The 17,492-nt window shown below is 39.2% G+C and carries 12 protein-coding genes and 1 pseudogene; 9 read left to right on the top strand and 4 right to left on the bottom strand.

The annotated features are described in order from the left end of the window. Positions 1-10 precede the first annotated feature (10 nt). Positions 11-1,273 (bottom strand): threonine ammonia-lyase IlvA, encoded by a 1,263-nt coding sequence (ilvA, locus tag OR571_RS18845; protein WP_282245086.1) that lies wholly within the window; start codon positions 1,271-1,273, stop codon positions 11-13. 234 nt (positions 1,274-1,507) lie between these two features. Between ilvA and OR571_RS18840 the strand changes: the two genes are divergently transcribed. Then, entirely contained in the window at positions 1,508-2,428 is a 921-nt protein-coding gene (locus OR571_RS18840) for a DMT family transporter (RefSeq protein ID WP_282245084.1), read from the top strand. Further along, positions 2,425-3,174: an IclR family transcriptional regulator gene (locus OR571_RS18835; protein ID WP_282245082.1), complete on the top strand. Its 750-nt coding sequence runs from the start codon at positions 2,425-2,427 to the stop codon at positions 3,172-3,174. The genes OR571_RS18840 and OR571_RS18835 overlap by 4 nt, the downstream gene beginning before the upstream one ends. A gap of 38 nt (positions 3,175-3,212) precedes the next feature. Here OR571_RS18835 and OR571_RS18830 read toward each other — a convergent pair whose 3' ends face one another. Continuing rightward, complete coding sequence (locus tag OR571_RS18830) at positions 3,213-4,199, bottom strand: 5-oxoprolinase subunit C family protein (RefSeq protein ID WP_282245080.1); 987 nt, start codon at positions 4,197-4,199, stop codon at positions 3,213-3,215. Continuing rightward, positions 4,196-4,897: a 5-oxoprolinase subunit PxpB gene (pxpB, locus tag OR571_RS18825; RefSeq protein ID WP_481900424.1), complete on the bottom strand. Its 702-nt coding sequence runs from the start codon at positions 4,895-4,897 to the stop codon at positions 4,196-4,198. Before pxpB ends, OR571_RS18830 begins: the two co-directional genes overlap by 4 nt. A 289-nt stretch (positions 4,898-5,186) precedes the next feature. On the opposite strand from pxpB, the gene OR571_RS18820 reads away from it, so the two are divergent. The 3 genes from OR571_RS18820 to OR571_RS18810 are packed head-to-tail and all read left to right on the top strand — an operon-like array spanning position 5,187 to position 7,993. Continuing rightward, positions 5,187-5,948: a LamB/YcsF family protein gene (locus OR571_RS18820; RefSeq protein ID WP_282245076.1), complete on the top strand. Its 762-nt coding sequence runs from the start codon at positions 5,187-5,189 to the stop codon at positions 5,946-5,948. Positions 5,949-5,961: 13 nt separating this feature from the next. Then, complete coding sequence (locus OR571_RS18815; protein ID WP_282245074.1) at positions 5,962-7,182, top strand: NRAMP family divalent metal transporter; 1,221 nt, start codon at positions 5,962-5,964, stop codon at positions 7,180-7,182. A 19-nt stretch (positions 7,183-7,201) separates the two neighbouring features. Beyond that, positions 7,202-7,993 carry a putative hydro-lyase gene (locus tag OR571_RS18810; RefSeq protein WP_481900414.1) on the top strand — a complete coding sequence of 264 codons (792 nt, stop codon included), beginning with the start codon at positions 7,202-7,204 and terminating at the stop codon, positions 7,991-7,993. Positions 7,994-8,282: 289 nt separating this feature from the next. Here the strand turns inward: OR571_RS18810 and gltC are convergent, their stop codons facing one another. Then, entirely contained in the window at positions 8,283-9,185 is a 903-nt protein-coding gene (gene gltC, locus OR571_RS18805) for a glutamate biosynthesis transcriptional regulator GltC (RefSeq protein ID WP_282245073.1), read from the bottom strand. A gap of 120 nt (positions 9,186-9,305) precedes the next feature. Here gltC and gltB point away from each other — a divergent pair, with 120 nt between their 5' ends. The 4 genes and pseudogenes from gltB (at position 9,306) to hisF (ending at position 17,419) form a co-directional block, all read left to right on the top strand. Further along, the gene (gene gltB, locus OR571_RS18800; RefSeq protein WP_282245071.1) at positions 9,306-13,841 is read left to right on the top strand and encodes a glutamate synthase large subunit; all 4,536 of its coding nucleotides are present in this window, start codon (positions 9,306-9,308) and stop codon (positions 13,839-13,841) included. 17 nt (positions 13,842-13,858) lie between these two features. Next, positions 13,859-15,355, top strand: a complete 1,497-nt coding sequence (gene gltD, locus OR571_RS18795) for a glutamate synthase small subunit (RefSeq protein ID WP_282245069.1) — start codon at positions 13,859-13,861, stop codon at positions 15,353-15,355. Positions 15,356-16,029: 674 nt separating this feature from the next. Continuing rightward, positions 16,030-16,628 (top strand): annotated as a pseudogene (gene hisH / locus OR571_RS18790) (imidazole glycerol phosphate synthase subunit HisH). A 14-nt stretch (positions 16,629-16,642) separates the two neighbouring features. Beyond that, positions 16,643-17,419 (top strand): imidazole glycerol phosphate synthase subunit HisF, encoded by a 777-nt coding sequence (gene hisF, locus OR571_RS18785; RefSeq protein WP_282245067.1) that lies wholly within the window; start codon positions 16,643-16,645, stop codon positions 17,417-17,419. The last annotated feature ends 73 nt before the right edge of the window (positions 17,420-17,492 follow it).

Below are 17,492 nucleotides of genomic sequence, written 5' to 3'. Positions count from 1 at the left end.
GCAGCCATCGTTAAATTAGTAGGTCAAATAATGTGCTGTCCTTGTTTACTTCTTTGTACGAAAATCCATTCTCAGTTAATCGGGAAATAAGACCATCATAATCTTCTTTATGTTTTAATTCGATTCCTACTAGAGCTGGACCGCTTTCTTTGTTGTTTTTCTTCGTATATTCAAATGTTGTGATATCATCCTCTGGTCCAAGCACTTTATCTAAAAATTGGCGGAGTGCACCTGCTCTTTGTGGGAAATTCACGATAAAGTAATAGAGTAGTCCTTCATACATAAGCGATTTTTCTTTGATTTCTTGCATTCTGCCAATATCGTTATTACCACCACTTATGACGCATACAACTGATTTTCCTTTGATTTCTTCTTTATAAAAGTCGAGTGCGGCAATCGGTAGTGCGCCAGCTGGTTCTGCGATAATTGCGTGTTTATTGTATAGATCCAAAATAGTTGTACAAACCTTTCCTTCTGGTACGAGTAAGATATCATCTACGTATTTTTTACATGTTTCGTATGTTAAATTACCAGCGCATTGTACAGCGGCACCGTCTACAAATTTATCGATTGTCTCAAGCACAACTGGTCCTTCATTGGCCAGAGCAGCTTTCATGCTTCCAGCTCCGGCTGGTTCCACACCAATTATTTTCGTAAAAGGGGAGAGATTCTTTATATAGGTAGAAACTCCGGCTATTAGTCCGCCACCGCCAATGCTGCCGAATACATAATCCATCTGCTCTTCAATATCATTCATGATTTCTACCGCCACTGTACCTTGACCTGCGATGATATCTAGGTCATCGAATGGATGAATAAAAATTCTATTTTCAGTTTCCGCAAAAGCAGTTGCGCTCGCAGCAGAATCATCAAATGTATCGCCTACAAGGGTGATTTCCACATACTCACGACCAAACATTTTCACTTGGTCAATTTTTTGTTTTGGTGTTGTTAGCGGCATGAATATATTAGCGGATATTCGCAATTGGGCACATGCATAAGCTACGCCTTGTGCGTGATTTCCAGCACTTGCACATACGATTCCTTTTTCCTTGGCTTCTCGTTCCATTGTTTTAACTTTGTAATAGGCGCCTCTTAGTTTAAAAGAACGAACATGTTGTAAATCTTCTCGTTTAATATAAATGGTCGCACCGTATTTTTCTGATAAGTAGTCATTTTTTTGCAATGGGGTATGTACAACCACATCCTTTAAAAATTGATGTGCAATGAGTACATTTTCTACGTGAATGGATTTTGTGTTTGTAACTTGCATAATATTGATGCCAACCTCCAATTTAATTTAAACATTTATTCATTTTAACACACTAAATCGTGAAAATTCTAGATTAGTGGGATAATTCTTAATAATATATCGATAGTGTTATAATAATTAACTGAAAACAGTATGCAACATGTTTTAAGTAGAAAAAAATCTAGTAGGCTGTTTTATTTTTTGGGTGTATAGTGGAGTAATAGAGTGGGTACAAAGGGGAAGGAAGTTGCTGTGTTGAAAAAGATTTGGGCGAATTCTACTGTGTTACTTTTATTTCTTGTTTTTTTATGGGGTGCAAGTTGGCCGATTTATAAATATACATTACCGTCAACTCCACCTTTATTGTTTGCAGGAATGCGTGCTGTCATCGGTGGAACTTTACTAGGAATTATTTTGTTGAAACGACTAGATAAGATTAATTGGCGTGAAAATTGGCGTTTGTATTGTATTACGGCTTTATTTAATACGATATTGTTTTTCGGTATACAAACGGTGGGGCTCAATTATTTACCTGGTGGATTGTTTTCCATTCTTGTTTATTTTCAACCGGTGCTTTTAGGTTTGTTTGCGTGGATCTGGTTAGGGGAACAGATGAATGCGGTTAAGATAATCGGTCTATTAATTGGTTTTCTCGGTATCGTCGTTGTAAGTCTGGATGGATTAACTTTTCATGTTTCTGTAATTGGAGTTGCTTTAGGCTTAGTGACTGCGGTATGTTGGGCTTTTGGTGTAATTTATGTAAAAAAAGTAAGCCATCGATTAGATGCTTATTGGATGGTTTCATTACAATCAATCATTGGCGGGGCATTTTTATTAGGGACCGGCACTATTTTTGAAAGTTGGTCGGATATTTTATGGAATGGTAGATACTTATTTGGTGTCAGTTTTGGCGCTGTTTTTGGCATTCCATTAGCCTATATTATTTATTACAAGCTGATTAATGAAGGGGAGGCAAGTAAAGTTGGTGCTTTTACTTTTCTTGTCCCAATTATCGCCGTATTTTTAGGAGTTGTTTTTTTAGGCGAACCAGTTACTTATTTGCTCCTGATTGGATTAGTAATGGTTGGGTTAAGTATCTTTATCGTTAATTATCGAGGGAATAATGAGCTTCTTAGCTTTAGAAAAGCAAATAATAAAATAAAGGAGAGCATATGAAAAATAAAACAGTTGTCCGTTCCATGGATATTTTAAACTTGTTTATGGACAATGCTGCGTTGTCATTTCAAGATATCATTGAATTATCGAGCATTCCCAAAACATCGGTTTATCGAATGCTCTTAACTTTAGAGGAAATGGGGTTTATAGAAAAGGGAGCTGATTCAAAATATCGATTAGGTCTTCTTTTTCTTACTTACGGAAATCTGGTTTCCTCGAGATTAGATCTTCGTCGAATTGCCTATCCTATTATGCAAGAATTACATAAAGAGTTAAAAGAAGCGATTAATCTCATCGTTAAACAAGGTGATGAAGCGATTTATATTGAAAAAGTCGATGTTTTTCAAAAAGTACGTTTGTATACTGCGATTGGAAGAAGAAGTCCGTTATATGCCGGGGCTTGCTCAAGAGTTATATTGTCATTTTTGCAAGAGGAGGAAATAGATAGTTATTTAGAAAATATCCAACTAGAACCTTTCGCCTTAGGCACAATTATAGACAAAGAACAATTGATAGAAAGTATCCAAAGTGCAAGAACTAATGGCTATACTATTAGTCATTCAGAATTAGAAAATCATACATCAGCAATCGCAGCACCTATTTTTAATTATAAAGGGGAAGTTATTGCTGGAATTAGTATCGCTGGAATTGAAGCGAATTATCAGAATGCAAATGTAGCGGTTTTCTCCCAAAAAATAATTGCAGCTGCAAATGAGATTTCCGAAAAACTAGGCTATATTAGATAAGAAAAAGTCCTCTAGCAAGATTAGAGGACTTTTTTTGATTAATGAAACAATTTGTAGTGTATAGCAGTCTTTAAGTTATGTATGAACTGCTCATTTTTTAGTAAAACAGTCTCCGCTTCTTTCAATGACACTTCCTTAAATCGTATGGTAGAGCTTGGTTGGAGCTGTGCCAAACTCGGTAAGTCGGCAGAAATTACTTGTCCAAATTTAGGATAGCCACCAGTAGTTTGTCTGTCTGCCATGAGGATGATAGGTTGACCACTAGGAGGGATTTGAATTGTTCCAAATGTCACACCTTCTGATAATAGTTCGAATTTTTCCGAAAGGGAGAGAGAAGGACCTTCTAAACGATATCCCATGCGATCGGACTGAACTGTTAATGTATAGGGCTCTTGAAAAAATGTTTGCTGGCTTTCTTTGTCAAACCGATCAAACTCCGTGCCTTCTAGTACACGAATGATCGGTTCTTGTTTGAAGTTTATTAGTTCATTGAAATTAACGGACCAAGGGATATTTTTATCATCTAGATGTTGGAGAAGTGCTTCACTAAGGGTACTTTTTACACCGATGTTTAGTTTATCTCCTTTTTGCAGAGCTCTGCCTTGGAATCCTCCAATACTTGCTCGGATATATGTACTTTTGCTTTCCATCATTTGCGGGATATCTATGCCGCCTGCAAAAGCGATATAGGCACGACTTCCTTTAATGGCTGAATGGAACTTTAAGATAGAATTTTTCTTTACGAGCACAGGACGCCATAAAGGAGCAATTGTTCCATCAATCGTCGTAAGAAAATCTCCTCCTGTAATGGCGATTAACATATCTTCTTCAAATTGAAGAGTAGTTCCGTATATAGTAATCTCGAGAGTAGCCTCGTTCTCCTTATTGCCAACTAAAATGTTGGCCAGGCGTAAAGAATAACTATCCATTGCACCACTAACAATAACTCCATACTTTTGGTAACCGTATCTTCCGATGTCTTGAACTGTTGTTAGCAGCCCTGAATGCAACACTTTTATACTCATTGTTTCATCTCCTTATACTCTAAGTATTCACTAGGAGAAATAGGAACAAATTTAATCTGATCTCCTGGTTGAAGTAAAGTTGGGGGAGACATTTTAGGTAGAAACAAATCTAGTGGCGTTCTACCAATAATTTGCCATCCTCCAGGAGTTTCCAGCGGATATATTCCAGTCTGTTTACCAGCAATGCCTACAGATCCAGGCGGTATGGATAACCTAGGCGTTTCTTTTCGGGGTGTTGCAATGCGAGTATCCATTCCACCCATAAAAGGGAAACCAGGAGCGAAACCTAGCATATAAACTAGGCATTCTTCTCCCGAATGAATTTGAATAACTTCTTCAGGAGTCATATTGTGATACTGGGCAACATTTTCTAAATCAGGTCCCAGCTCTCCTCCGTAACATACGGGTATGGACACAGTTCTTGGGCTTTCATTTTTACTGCTCTTAACTTGCTCGACTAAATGGTTTATATGGTTAGCTACTTTTACAAAAGCAGTTGATGCACCTAATTGTGACGTATGTACAATATATGGATTGTAATAGACGGTTATATTATTGTAAGCAGGCACCAGTTCAATGAACCCTTCAAATGGATGATTGGTTAATAGTTCTGAAACGTTCTTCACTTTTTCGTGAATAGTTGGATTCATACCTTCCCCAAGCTGTACGATTAGTGCAGAATCTCCCAATGGTTTCATGGTGGCTTTTATCTGTTGATGGGGCACAAAAACAGCTCCTTTAGTTTCGCAATTTGGTACTTCAGTTCCTAAAAATGAATTATAGTAATAATTATAATTCTCTAATAACAAAATACAAGTTAAAAATATCTTACCGTTAAATATAGCAAACTCAAAATAGTATCTATTCAGAAAAATCCAACTGTGCTAAAATTGTTTTATGTTTCAAAACATAAGTTCCATTATTCGGAACTAAAGGTGTTGTGAAAAGTTTTAGGAGTACAATTATTTACTTCAGGAGGGGATAGGAATGTTTCGAGTAGATCTAAATTGTGACCTTGGAGAAAGTTTTGGTCGATATAAACTAGGAGAACAAAAAGAAATATTGAAATATGTAACTTCCGCAAATATTGCATGTGGATTTCATGCGGGAGATCCAAGTGTGATGAGGGAAACTGTCAAATTAGCAATTGAAAATGGCGTAAAGATAGGAGCTCATCCTGGATTACCGGATTTAAATGGATTTGGTAGAAGGGAAATGAATATAACTCCTCAAGAAGCTTATGACCTCGTTGTTTATCAAATTGGCGCTTTAAATGGGTTTTTAGCTACTTTTGGAGAGCGGATGCAACATGTAAAGCCTCATGGAGCTTTGTATAATATGGCTTCTAAAGACTCGGAGCTCGCCAAAGCAATAGCTCAAGCGGTATACGATGTTTCTCCTAAATTAGTATTATTCGGTTTAGCAGGTAGTAAATTAACGGCTGCTGGAGAAAAAATTGGTTTACATACAGCCCATGAAGTATTTGCAGACCGTACTTATCAGTCAGATGGATCGCTTACGTCTCGACAACAAACGGATGCACTTATAACGGATAAAGACCAATCCGTTGAACAAGTAGTTAAAATGGTCACTGAAGGAAAAGTAATTTCTCAACAACATACAGAAGTGTTGATAAACGCTGATACGGTTTGTATTCATGGGGATGGGGAACACGCTGTATCTTTTGCAAAATATATTAAAGAAACTTTGGAGAGTAACAGTATTGTAGTTTCCGCAGTGTTCGAATAAGGGGAGAATTGGTATGACAAAGCAAAAAATAGAAACAGCTAATACAAATAAGAAAGTCGGAAAAAGTGTCTTACTTGGTGCAGCATTCTTAATGGCTACATCAGCTATAGGACCAGGATTCTTAACACAAACAACGGTTTTCACTCAGCAGCTTGCAGCTAGTTTTGGATTCGTTATATTAATTTCTTTATTACTCGATGTTTTTGCCCAAGTGAATGTGTGGAGAATCATCGCAGTTTCAGGTTTACGTGGTCAGGAAATTGCTAACAAAGTAATACCGGGTTTAGGAGTACTTTTAGCAATTCTCATCGTAATGGGTGGACTAGCATTTAATATTGGGAATGTTGCTGGAGCAGGACTTGGTTTAAATGCTATGCTTGGTATGGACCCGATTACAGGGGCTATTATAAGTGCGGCGTTTGCGATTTTTATATTTGTTGTAAAAGAAGCAGGAAAAGCAATGGATAAAGTTGCTCAAGTTGCAGGTTTTGTCATGATTCTATTAATGGTGTATGTTGCCTTTATCACATCACCGCCGGTTGGAGAAGCAGTTATCAATACATTTGCTCCATCCGAAATAAGTATATTCGCTATAGTAACGCTTGTTGGTGGTACTGTTGGAGGATACATTACTTTTGCAGGGGGGCACCGTCTTTTAGATGCTGGAGTAAAAGGTGTGGAATCGTTACCACAGGTGACAAAAAGTTCTGTAACTGGAATTGCTGTGACAGGAATTATGCGAATTGCTCTATTTCTAGCAGTGCTTGGTGTCGTTAGTCAAGGATTGGCAATTGATCCGGCAAATCCACCGGCATCCGTCTTTCAACTCGCAGCTGGAGAGATTGGTTTTAGAATGTTCGGTGTTATAATGTGGGCTGCAGCAATCACATCTGTTGTAGGAGCAGCTTATACATCTGTTTCATTTATCCGTTCATTCCATCCGTTGATTGAAAAATACCATAACTGGATTATTATATTATTCATTTTACTATCGACTCTAACATTTGCCTTAGTCGGACGTCCGGTCAATATTCTCCTTCTTGTTGGTGCGCTAAATGCACTAATTTTACCGTTAGCGCTTGGAACCATGTTGGTAGCTGCCCATAAGAAAAATATAGTTGGCGATTATAAGCATCCACTTTGGTTAACGATCACGGGGGGATTAGTAGTGGTTATAATGGGAGTGTTAGGTATTATGACGCTAATTGAACAAATTCCATTGCTATTTAAATAACGAGGAGTGTGTGATAAACATGTTAAATTTTGAAACAATGTCGCCAAATGACTTGCGTGCTAAAATACGTGTTGGAGAAATTACTGGTCCCACTGCTGGAATGGCAAAAGGTTATACACAAGCGAATTTAGCTATCTTAAAGAAAGAACATGCATTTGACTTTTTGCTGTTTTGTCAGCGAAATCCAAAATCCTGTCCTTTAGTGGATGTAACGGAGATAGGTTCATATACGCCAAGTTTAATTGGCAACGAAGCAGATATTCGAACGGATATTCCTAAATACCGTATATATAAAGATGGTGTATTTACAGATGAGGTTACGGATATTAAAGAATACTGGGAAGATGATATGGTCGCATTTTTGATCGGCTGTAGTTTCACATTCGAAACACCTTTACTTGAAGCCGGTATTCCAATCAGGCATATCGAGGAAGAATGTAATGTGCCTATGTATAAAACAAATATTGCGTGCGAAAAAGCAGGAGTTTTTGAAGGGTCGACGGTAGTAAGTATGCGTCCGATGTCTCATAAAGATGCAATTCGTGCCATTCAAATCACTTCTCGATTCCCTGGTGTGCATGGTGCTCCAATTCATATCGGAGATCCTTCACAGATTGGAATCTCGAATATTGAAAAACCGGATTTTGGAGATGCCGTAACGATTAAAGAAGGAGAAGTCCCTGTATTTTGGGCTTGTGGAGTTACACCACAAGCGGTTGCAATGCAAAGCAAGCCTTCGATTATGATAACACATGCGCCTGGTTGTATGTTCATAAGTGATTTAAAAGATGAAAAGTTGAGTGTTCTATAGTATATTTTTTCATAAAAACTAATAAAAGACAGGGAATCGTGAAACTCGCGATTTCCTGTCTTTTTCAAAAGATAAGAAAGTATATACTTTTTACTCAGTGTCGATCTAGCTGCGCCTTGCCCCTCGAGGGCAAATGGGAAAAAGCTGCTCCTGTGCAAGCTCGTCGCAAACAAAATCGCTTGTGGTGGCTGGGGAACTGCCTCCTTGGCCCGCACGATGTGGCGCACTTTGCAGACCTACCTACATCCCCATTTACCTGTCGGGGCAGACATAGGCTCTTGCGCTTTTCTTATTGATACTGTCCAAGTACAGCGAAAAAACGAACAACGAATTGATGAAACACCTTTTCAGAAGGAGACAAATCCCTAGTTGCTGGGCTAATGATGCCGACTGTTCTTCTAATAATCGGTGATTCAATGGGTAGCTTCACTGTAAAACGTGGTGTCGCATTATAGAAAGAACTTTCTGGTAGAAGGCTTACCCCCATACCGGCTGCAACTAATCCTTTTATAGCATCCATATCTTCTCCTTCGGAAGAGGTGTTGGGAGTGAACCCTACGGAATTACAGGCATCTAGTGCAATCTTGCGTAATATATATCCTTCTGGAAATAAAATAAAATCATCTTCTAGCAAATCCTTTAAATGAATTTTCTCTCGTTTTGCCAATCGATGAGAAGTGGGCAACAGTGCCGAAAAATTTTCGGTGAATAAAATGGATGTGTTGATCGAATGATCCTTAGGCGGAAGAGGTCCTAGGAATGCAAGATTCAGCTCTCTATTTTTCACAGCATCTATTAAATAATGATAAGACCCTTGTCTCAAATGAAAAGCGACATGGGGGTATTCTTTTTTAAATGCGGAAATAACAGTCGGCAAAAAATGGCCCGCTAAACTAGTAGGAAAGCCTATTTTAATAGTCCCTTTATCCGGATCCAAGTATTCTTCGATTTGCTTTTTGGCATAATCGATTGCTTGTAACGCAGAAATACTATGCTCTAAAAAAATCTTCCCTATTGGTGTCAGTTTCACATTTCTCCCAACACGTTCAAATAATTCGACCCCAAGCTCGTCTTCTAAATTGGCGATTTGCCTGCTAACTGCTGACTGAGCCACATGCAAATGAATGGCCGCATCCGAAATATGTTCCCGTTCGGCTACTTCGATAAAGTACCTCAACTGGCGTATTTCCATCGTTTCCTCCTAATCTATCTAAAATATAGATGATTTATATCCAAATTATATATTGTTTGTATTAGTTTGAAAACATACAATATTCCTAAGTTAGTTTTTCTAGAAGATGGAGGGATTCACATGACATTTCATCAAATACCAAAAGCACAAGGCATGTACGATCCTGCGTTTGAACATGACGCATGTGGGATAGGTTTATATGCACATATAAAAGGTAAGCAAACACATGACATTGTCAAAAAAGGTTTAGAGATGTTATGCAGACTAGATCACCGTGCAGGGCGAGGCAGCGATGGTCAAACTGGGGATGGTGCTGGCTTAATGGTACAAATTCCAGATGTCTATTTTCGTGTTGTTTGTAACAAATGGAATTTGCCGGAAAGCGGGGCATACGGCGTAGGAATGCTATTTTTTACAAATAACACGGAAGAACGCGTAGCGATTGAGCAAAAGATAAACGAGACAATCGCGGCAGAGGAGCAAGAGCTTATCGGCTGGCGAACGGTGCCGATAAATGCAGAATGCTTAAGTGAAAAAGCAAAAGAGACAGTACCAGTCGTTCGTCAAGTATTCATTAAAGCAGTAAATACAACTGACTCTCTTGCATTTGAACGGAAATTATACGTCATCAGAAAACAAGTGGAGCATTGGGCGCAACAACAAGAGCAGAAATTTTATTGCGCGAGTCTTTCTAGTCAAACAATTGTTTATAAAGGATTGCTCACCCCTGAAGAAGTGGATCTATTTTACTTAGATCTACAAGATGAGTTATTTATGTCTGCATTTTCGTTAGTACATTCCCGTTATAGTACAAATACTTTTCCTAGCTGGGAAAGAGCTCATCCAAACCGATATATTGTTCACAACGGGGAGATCAACACGTTACGTGGAAATATTAACTGGATGAAAGCACGTGAACAACAATTTGTATCGAAAGCATTTGGAGAAGATCTTCCTAAATTATTACCTATTATCGATACAAACGGAAGTGACTCTTCTATGCTTGATAATGCTTTTGAATTTTTTGTACTTGCCGGTAGAACACCTGCCCATACAGCGATGATGTTAATACCGGAGCCTTGGACAGAAAACCCACATATTAGTGAGGAGAAAAAGGCTTTCTATGCCTATCACAGCAGCTTGATGGAGCCTTGGGATGGACCAACTGCCATTTCATTTACAGATGGTAAGCAAATTGGAGCTATATTAGATCGAAATGGATTACGTCCGGCTCGTTACTATGTGACAAAAGATGATTATATTATTTTTTCTTCTGAAGTAGGAGTAGTAGATGTAGAGGAAGACAATATTTTAATCAAAGAACGTTTAAGTCCAGGAAAAATGTTACTTGTCGATTTGGAGCAAGGACGTATTATTTCAGACGAAGAAATTAAATCCGATATGGCAAATGCACTACCGTATAAAAAGTGGTTAAACGATAATTTAGTAACGATTTCAGCTGAAAATGAAAAACCGGAGCTAATAGAGGATCTTTTATTTAAGCAAAAAGCCTTTGGTTACACATATGAAGATATTCAAAAATATATCGTTCCGATCGCTCTAGATGGGAAAGACCCAATTGGATCAATGGGTAGCGATACACCACTAGCCGTGTTATCGGATCGACCACAATCGCTATTTAATTATTTTAAACAACTATTTGCACAAGTTACGAATCCTCCAATCGATTCAATCAGAGAGCATATTGTCACCTCGACGATGACATTGCTTGGGGCAGAAGGAGATTTACTGCAACCGGCAGAACAAAATAGCAAACGCATCTTTTTAGATACGCCGATTTTAACCAATTCCCAACTGAAACAACTAGTAGGCATGAAGTCAAAACATTTTCAAAGTGCCACAATCTATCTCGATATGTCAGAAGACTTAGAAAACGATTTGGCTACTATTACTAAAATTGCGGATGAATATATAGCGCAGGGAATAACCTTGCTTATCCTATCCGACCGACAGTCAGACGTAAATCATACAACCATTCCTGTATTACTCGCAGCGAGCAGTCTACACCAGCATTTACTACGCACAGGGAATCGAACGAAAGTAAGTCTTATCGTGGAGTCTGGAGAGGCAAGAGAGGTACATCAATTCGCTGCGCTAATTGGCTACGGTGTAGATGCGATCAACCCATATCTTGCTTACGCAACGATTGCAGAAGCAATCGAAAATGGGCATATTACGACAAGCTACACAGAAGCTGTAGCGAAATATAGTAAAGGGATAGCTGATGGTGTCGTCAAAGTAATGTCTAAAATGGGAGTATCCACTGTTCAAAGTTACCGCGGTGCACAAGTTTTTGAAGCGGTAGGCATTAGTAAAGAAGTGATTGATCGTTATTTCACAGGAACGGCTTCTCAAATAGGTGGAATCAATCTAGAAACAATTGCTGAGGAAGCAAATAAACGATATCAAGCAGCACACCAATCGAAGGAGGCTTCTTTAGAATCGGGTAGTGATTTTCAGTGGAGAAGCACAGGAGAACACCATGCGTTCAATCCGAAAACAATTCATACGCTCCAGTGGGCTACTCGTAGAGGGGATTATGGATTGTATAGACAATATGCTGAAATGGCGAACGAAGAACGGATCGGATTTTTACGTAATTTATTGACATTCAAAAAAGATGCTGAACGTATCCCGTTAAATCAAGTGGAGTCAGTAGATTCGATTGTTAAACGGTTTAAAACAGGAGCGATGTCATTTGGTTCACTAAGCAAAGAAGCTCATGAAACACTAGCAATTGCCATGAACCGAATTGGTGGGAAAAGTAATAGTGGGGAAGGTGGAGAGCATCCAAGCCGCTATGAACTAGATCCAAACGGAGATAATCGTCGCAGTGCTATTAAACAAATTGCATCTGGTCGATTCGGTGTAAAAAGTCATTATTTAGTGCAAGCAGATGAGCTGCAGATCAAAATGGCGCAAGGAGCAAAACCGGGAGAGGGGGGCCAGTTACCTGGCAATAAAGTCTATCCATGGGTAGCGGATGTTCGTGGTTCTACTACTGGAGTTGGATTAATATCTCCGCCTCCACATCATGATATTTATTCGATTGAGGATATGGCGCAATTAATTCATGACTTAAAAAATGCAAATAGAGCTGCACGGATTAGTGTGAAATTAGTTGCTAAATCAGGTGTTGGAACAATCGCAGCAGGTGTTGCTAAAGGTGCGGCAGATGTCATTGTTATTAGTGGATATGACGGAGGAACTGGTGCCTCTCCTAAAACAAGTATAAAACATACCGGGCTTCCGTGGGAGCTCGGTCTTGCCGAAGCCCACCAAACGTTAATGTTAAACGGACTTCGTGATCGAGTCAGACTCGAAACGGATGGGAAATTGATGACTGGTAAAGACGTTGTAATGGCTGCTCTACTCGGTGCTGAGGAATACGGTTTTGCCACTGCTCCACTTATCGTCTTAGGATGTGTCATGATGCGGGCTTGTCATTTAGATACTTGTCCAGTCGGTATTGCGACTCAAAATCCAGAGCTCCGTGATAAATTCACTGGAAGTGCAGATTACGTTGTTAACTTTATGAAATTTGTAGCAGAAGAAGTACGTGAATATATGGCATTGCTTGGTTTTAGAACGGTAGAAGAAATGGTAGGGCGTACGGATGTGCTAGAAGTAAGCGATCGTGCAAAAGAGCATTGGAAAGCGAAACAGCTGAATTTATCGGCCCTTCTTTATCAACCGGAAGGAACTCGAACGTTTAAAACAGTTCAAAATCATAAAATAGAACAAACTTTTGATTTAACACAATTGTTGCCAAAAGTAGAGCATGCAATTTTAAGCGAATCGAAAGTGGACTTAAATTATCCAATCGCAAATACAGATCGTGTAGTAGGAACGATCATCGGAAGCGAAATTTCTAAATTGTATGGAGCTAGAGGGTTAGCGGAGGATTCGATCACCCTTCGATTTACAGGGGCAGCTGGGCAAAGTTTCGGTGCATTTGTTCCAAAAGGGATATCGATGTATGTAACAGGGGATGTGAATGATTATTTTGGCAAAGGTTTATCTGGAGGAAAACTAATAGTTTCAGCGCCGCTAAAAGGGTCTGCTGAAGGAAATGTGATTGCTGGAAACGTTACGCTTTACGGTGCAACAAGTGGAACTGCATTTATAAATGGTCGTGCTGGGGAGCGCTTTGCAGTTCGCAATAGCGGAGTAGATGTTGTTGTAGAAGGAATTGGGGATCACGGATGTGAATATATGACGGGTGGTCGTGCTGTCATACTAGGGGATGTTGGAAAGAATTTCGGCGCAGGAATGTCCGGCGGAATTGCGTATGTACTTGTTGATGATAACTTGGACGGATTTAAACAAAAATGCAACATGGAAATGATTGGATTGGAACGAATCGATTCTTCGGAAGAAAGACATGAAATTCGCCAATTAATAATGGATCATTACTATTACACAAAGAGCACGAAAGCGATGAACATACTGGATCAGTGGGATGTATTTGTTCAAAAGTTCGTAAAAGTAGTACCGAATGATTACAAATTGATGCTTACTAAAATTGCCGATTTAAAACGCAATGGTTTGACAGATGATGCAGCGGCAATGCAGGCATTTTTAGCTACTTCTGCAAAGCAAGAAAAGAAGCAAACTGTACTTGCGAAAAAATAAGAGAGGGGGAATAACAAATGGGTAAGCCTACTGGATTTATGGACTATGAACGAGCAAAAGGAAAGGAAGTAGCCCCTCTCAAACGTATTAAAAATTGGAGGGAGTATGCTTCCAAGTTAACGGACGAAGCACTCCAAACACAGGGTGCAAGATGTATGGATTGCGGGACTCCTTTTTGTCATATGGGAATCGAAATTCGAGGGGCAACGGCTGGCTGTCCAATCAATAACTTAATCCCTGAGTGGAATGATTTAGTATATAAAGGGAAATGGCAAGAAGCACTTGAAAGGCTTTCCATGACGAATAATTTTCCGGAATTTACCGGCAGGGTTTGTCCAGCTCCTTGTGAAGGATCTTGTACATTGGCTATTTCGGATCCTGCGGTTTCTATAAAAAATATTGAACGGACGATTATTGATAAAGGATTTGAAAATGGGTGGGTCGTACCAAGAATTCCTTCTATGCGAACTGGTAAAAAAATTGCTATTGTAGGCTCGGGACCTGCTGGACTTGCAAGTGCCGATGAGCTGAACCAGGCGGGACATTCTGTCACTATATTCGAACGTGCGGATCGTGCTGGGGGGCTACTTACTTACGGTATACCTAATATGAAGCTCGAAAAAGATGTGGTGGAACGTCGCATTCAGTTATTGAAGCAAGAAGGTATCGATTTTGTATTAAATACAGAAATCGGTAAGGATATTCCTGCAGAACAATTAAAAGAACAATTTGACGCCATTATTTTATGTATCGGTGCACAAAAACAAAGGGAGCTTCATCTGGAAGGCAGCACATCAAACGGCGTACATCTGGCAATGGACTACCTAACTTCCACAACCAAAAGCTTGCTCGATTCAAACTTTAAAGACGGACTATTTATCGATACAAAAGGGAAGGACGTCATTGTGATCGGCGGAGGGGACACAGGCGCAGACTGTGTCGCAACTGCCATTCGCCAAAATTGTAAATCGGTTGTCCAGTTCGGTAAGCATCCACAGTTACCAGCTACAAGAGGAAAAGATAACCTGTGGCCAACCGATCCAAATATTTATAAATTGGAATATGCTTATGAAGAAGCGGAAGCAAAATACGGCAAAGATCCACGTGAGTATTTAATTCAAACAACGAAAATGGTGTCAGATGATAAAGGGAACTTGAAAGAGCTCCATACGATTCAAATGGAGAAAATACTTGGAGAGGATGGATATTATTTTTTTCGAGAAGTTCCTGGTTCTGAAAAAATTTGGCCCGCACAATATGTATTTGTCGCTATAGGCTTCGAAGGTCCTGAGCTAACGTTAGCCAACCAATTTGGGGTTAATATTGTAAATAAAAAAATTGCCGCTTCTACTAAGGATTACGCTACAAATATGGAAGGAATATTTACTGCCGGAGATGCAAGGAAAGGGCAAAGCCTCATTGTTTGGGCTATAAAGGAAGGGCAAGAAGTGGCCAAAAAAGTGGATGCCTACTTGATAAAAGAAACAGAAGGCGTTCGATCAGCTAGCGTCTGAGCTAGCAAGAACAAAGGGCGAGCGGCAAGCAGCACTAAATCCTTATTATTATGTAGTTACAGAATAAATGTTCCTAATAAATGGCAAAGGGCAACCAAACAGAGTTGAAAGCAATCAGTTCTAGTCTGGAAGCAACCAAATAACAGCGGAGAGCAACCAGAGGCAGTCTGAAAGCAACCAAATTACCCGTGAGAGCAACCAATATTTCATAAATAAGTTTACTTGGAATGAGACTACTATAATAATGGAGCATTATTTAGGGTTACTATACAAGAAGTATCTGCTTTATCAGCTTTGTTGCGTTTAGCTGGCATTTGGTCGCGTCACACCATTTACTGGAATAATTATCTCCTGACTTTCAATGTTAAACGGTGTCGCAATTAGCTAACGACATTTTATATGGCGATTATAGCGAAGGGGCGTTGCCACATGATGTGGCGCACTTGGCCTTCGTTCGCCCCGTAGCGAAAATCCAAGTGGACTCTTTATCTAATTACAAAGTTGAACTCTTCCAAAATAAGTATCAACTACAGACTTATACGCTAAAATTTAATTTCTTAAAACCCAGTCACTTATAATGATTGGGTTTTACTCTGTTAGCACGCTAAAGTTTTTCTGTTTTTTTCGTTCGATTGGTGGCATAATAGAAGAATACTACTAATGGAGGCAAAACAATGATTGGTATAATCGATTATGGAGCAGGAAATTTACATAGTGTTTTAAAAGCAATCGACCGTCTAGATTATCAAACGAAGCTTATTACAAATCCAGAGGATCATGATGAAGCAATCACAAAGCTTATTTTACCGGGCGTTGGAAATGCAAAAGTTGCGATGAATGTATTAAATGAATCTGGCTTGACTACTTACATGAAAGAGGCAGTTGCAAAAGGGATTCCTCTTTTAGGGATTTGTTTAGGGATGCAGCTTCTCTTAGAAACAAGTGAAGAAGGAGATGTGGAATGCTTAGGACTGATAAAAGGTGGCGTTCCATTATTTAAAGAAACAGTCGAAAAGGTACCTCATATGGGTGGAACCAAGTGCAGGATGTACAAAATCACTTCTTGTTTCAACACATTCCACAGCAAACTGACTTCTATTTTGTACATTCTTTTTATGCAAATCCTACCGAACAAAAGGATGTACTAGGCGTAACTAATTATGGTTTAGATTTTGCTAGTGTGATTGGGAACGAACAAGTGATGGGCGTTCAATTCCATCCAGAAAAAAGCGGGAAATATGGCATTCAATTATTAGACAACTACTGTAAATGAGGAGTTAAACATATATGCTTAGAAAAAGAATTGTTCCAGCAATCGATGTATTGAATGATAAAGCAGTAAAATATGTACAGTTCCGTAATCCAACGATCATTGGAGATCCGGCTGAGCTTGGAAAAAAGTATTCAGAAGATGGCGCAGACGAATTAATATATCTAGACACAACTGCTTCCCTTAAAAACCAAGAGCTTAAGCTAGAGTGGATTCAAAAAGTTGCAGAGCAAGTATATATACCCTTTTCTGTAATAGGAGGGGTGCGCACTTTAGATGACTTTAAACGTTTACTTCGCGCTGGTGCGGATAAAGTTGGTGTAAACTCTGCAGCCGTTTTACGACCTGAACTTCTACGTGAAGCTGCCGACATTTATGGAAAACAATGTGTTGTTTTAGGATTAGATGCAATGCCTATCTATAATGAAGAGGAAGAAATTATTAGATGGGAAGTGTATACTCATTCCGGTCATGAAAAAACAGGAATGGATGTTGTAGAGTGGGCGCAACAAGCTACAGATCTTGGAGCTGGAGAAATCATTTGTACAAGCATCCATAAAGATGGCATGAAAAACGGCTATGACATCGAGTTGATTAAATTACTTTCTGAAAAAGTAAATGTCCCAATCATCGCTTCTGGAGGTGCAGGTAAGATCGAGCATATTGAGGAAGTTTTCACAGAAGGTCAAGCGGATGCGGCACTTGTAGCTTCTATGATCCATTACGGTGATTACACGATTTCAGAAATTAAAACCTATTTACAAGAAAAACATATAATCGTAAGAATGCAATAAAGCATAATAAAAGAAAACAGCACAAAGAGCAGATGTTTTAAGTCTGCTCTTTGTGCGTATTTCACATGAATGT

The organism is Psychrobacillus sp. NEAU-3TGS (assembly GCF_029955155.1).
In the GTDB taxonomy this organism is placed as follows: Bacteria; Bacillota; Bacilli; order Bacillales_A; family Planococcaceae; genus Psychrobacillus.
Note: the sequence above shows the minus strand (reverse complement) of the source record. Positions and strands in the feature narration are given on the sequence as shown.

Excerpts from the sequence above, each read along its gene's own strand:
- gltC (WP_282245073.1), bottom strand. The coding sequence starts at position 9,185 with ATGGAAATACGCCAGTTGAGGTACTTTATCGAAGTAGCCGAACGGGAA.
- gltB (WP_282245071.1), top strand. The coding sequence starts at position 9,306 with ATGACATTTCATCAAATACCAAAAGCACAAGGCATGTACGATCCTGCG.
- pxpB (WP_481900424.1), bottom strand. The coding sequence starts at position 4,897 with ATGAAACCATTGGGAGATTCTGCACTAATCGTACAGCTTGGGGAAGGT.
- OR571_RS18815 (WP_282245074.1), top strand. The coding sequence starts at position 5,962 with ATGACAAAGCAAAAAATAGAAACAGCTAATACAAATAAGAAAGTCGGA.
- hisF (WP_282245067.1), top strand. The coding sequence starts at position 16,643 with ATGCTTAGAAAAAGAATTGTTCCAGCAATCGATGTATTGAATGATAAA.
- OR571_RS18810 (WP_481900414.1), top strand. The coding sequence starts at position 7,202 with ATGTTAAATTTTGAAACAATGTCGCCAAATGACTTGCGTGCTAAAATA.
- OR571_RS18820 (WP_282245076.1), top strand. The coding sequence starts at position 5,187 with ATGTTTCGAGTAGATCTAAATTGTGACCTTGGAGAAAGTTTTGGTCGA.
- gltD (WP_282245069.1), top strand. The coding sequence starts at position 13,859 with ATGGGTAAGCCTACTGGATTTATGGACTATGAACGAGCAAAAGGAAAG.
- OR571_RS18830 (WP_282245080.1), bottom strand. The coding sequence starts at position 4,199 with ATGAGTATAAAAGTGTTGCATTCAGGGCTGCTAACAACAGTTCAAGAC.
- ilvA (WP_282245086.1), bottom strand. The coding sequence starts at position 1,273 with ATGCAAGTTACAAACACAAAATCCATTCACGTAGAAAATGTACTCATT.
- OR571_RS18835 (WP_282245082.1), top strand. The coding sequence starts at position 2,425 with ATGAAAAATAAAACAGTTGTCCGTTCCATGGATATTTTAAACTTGTTT.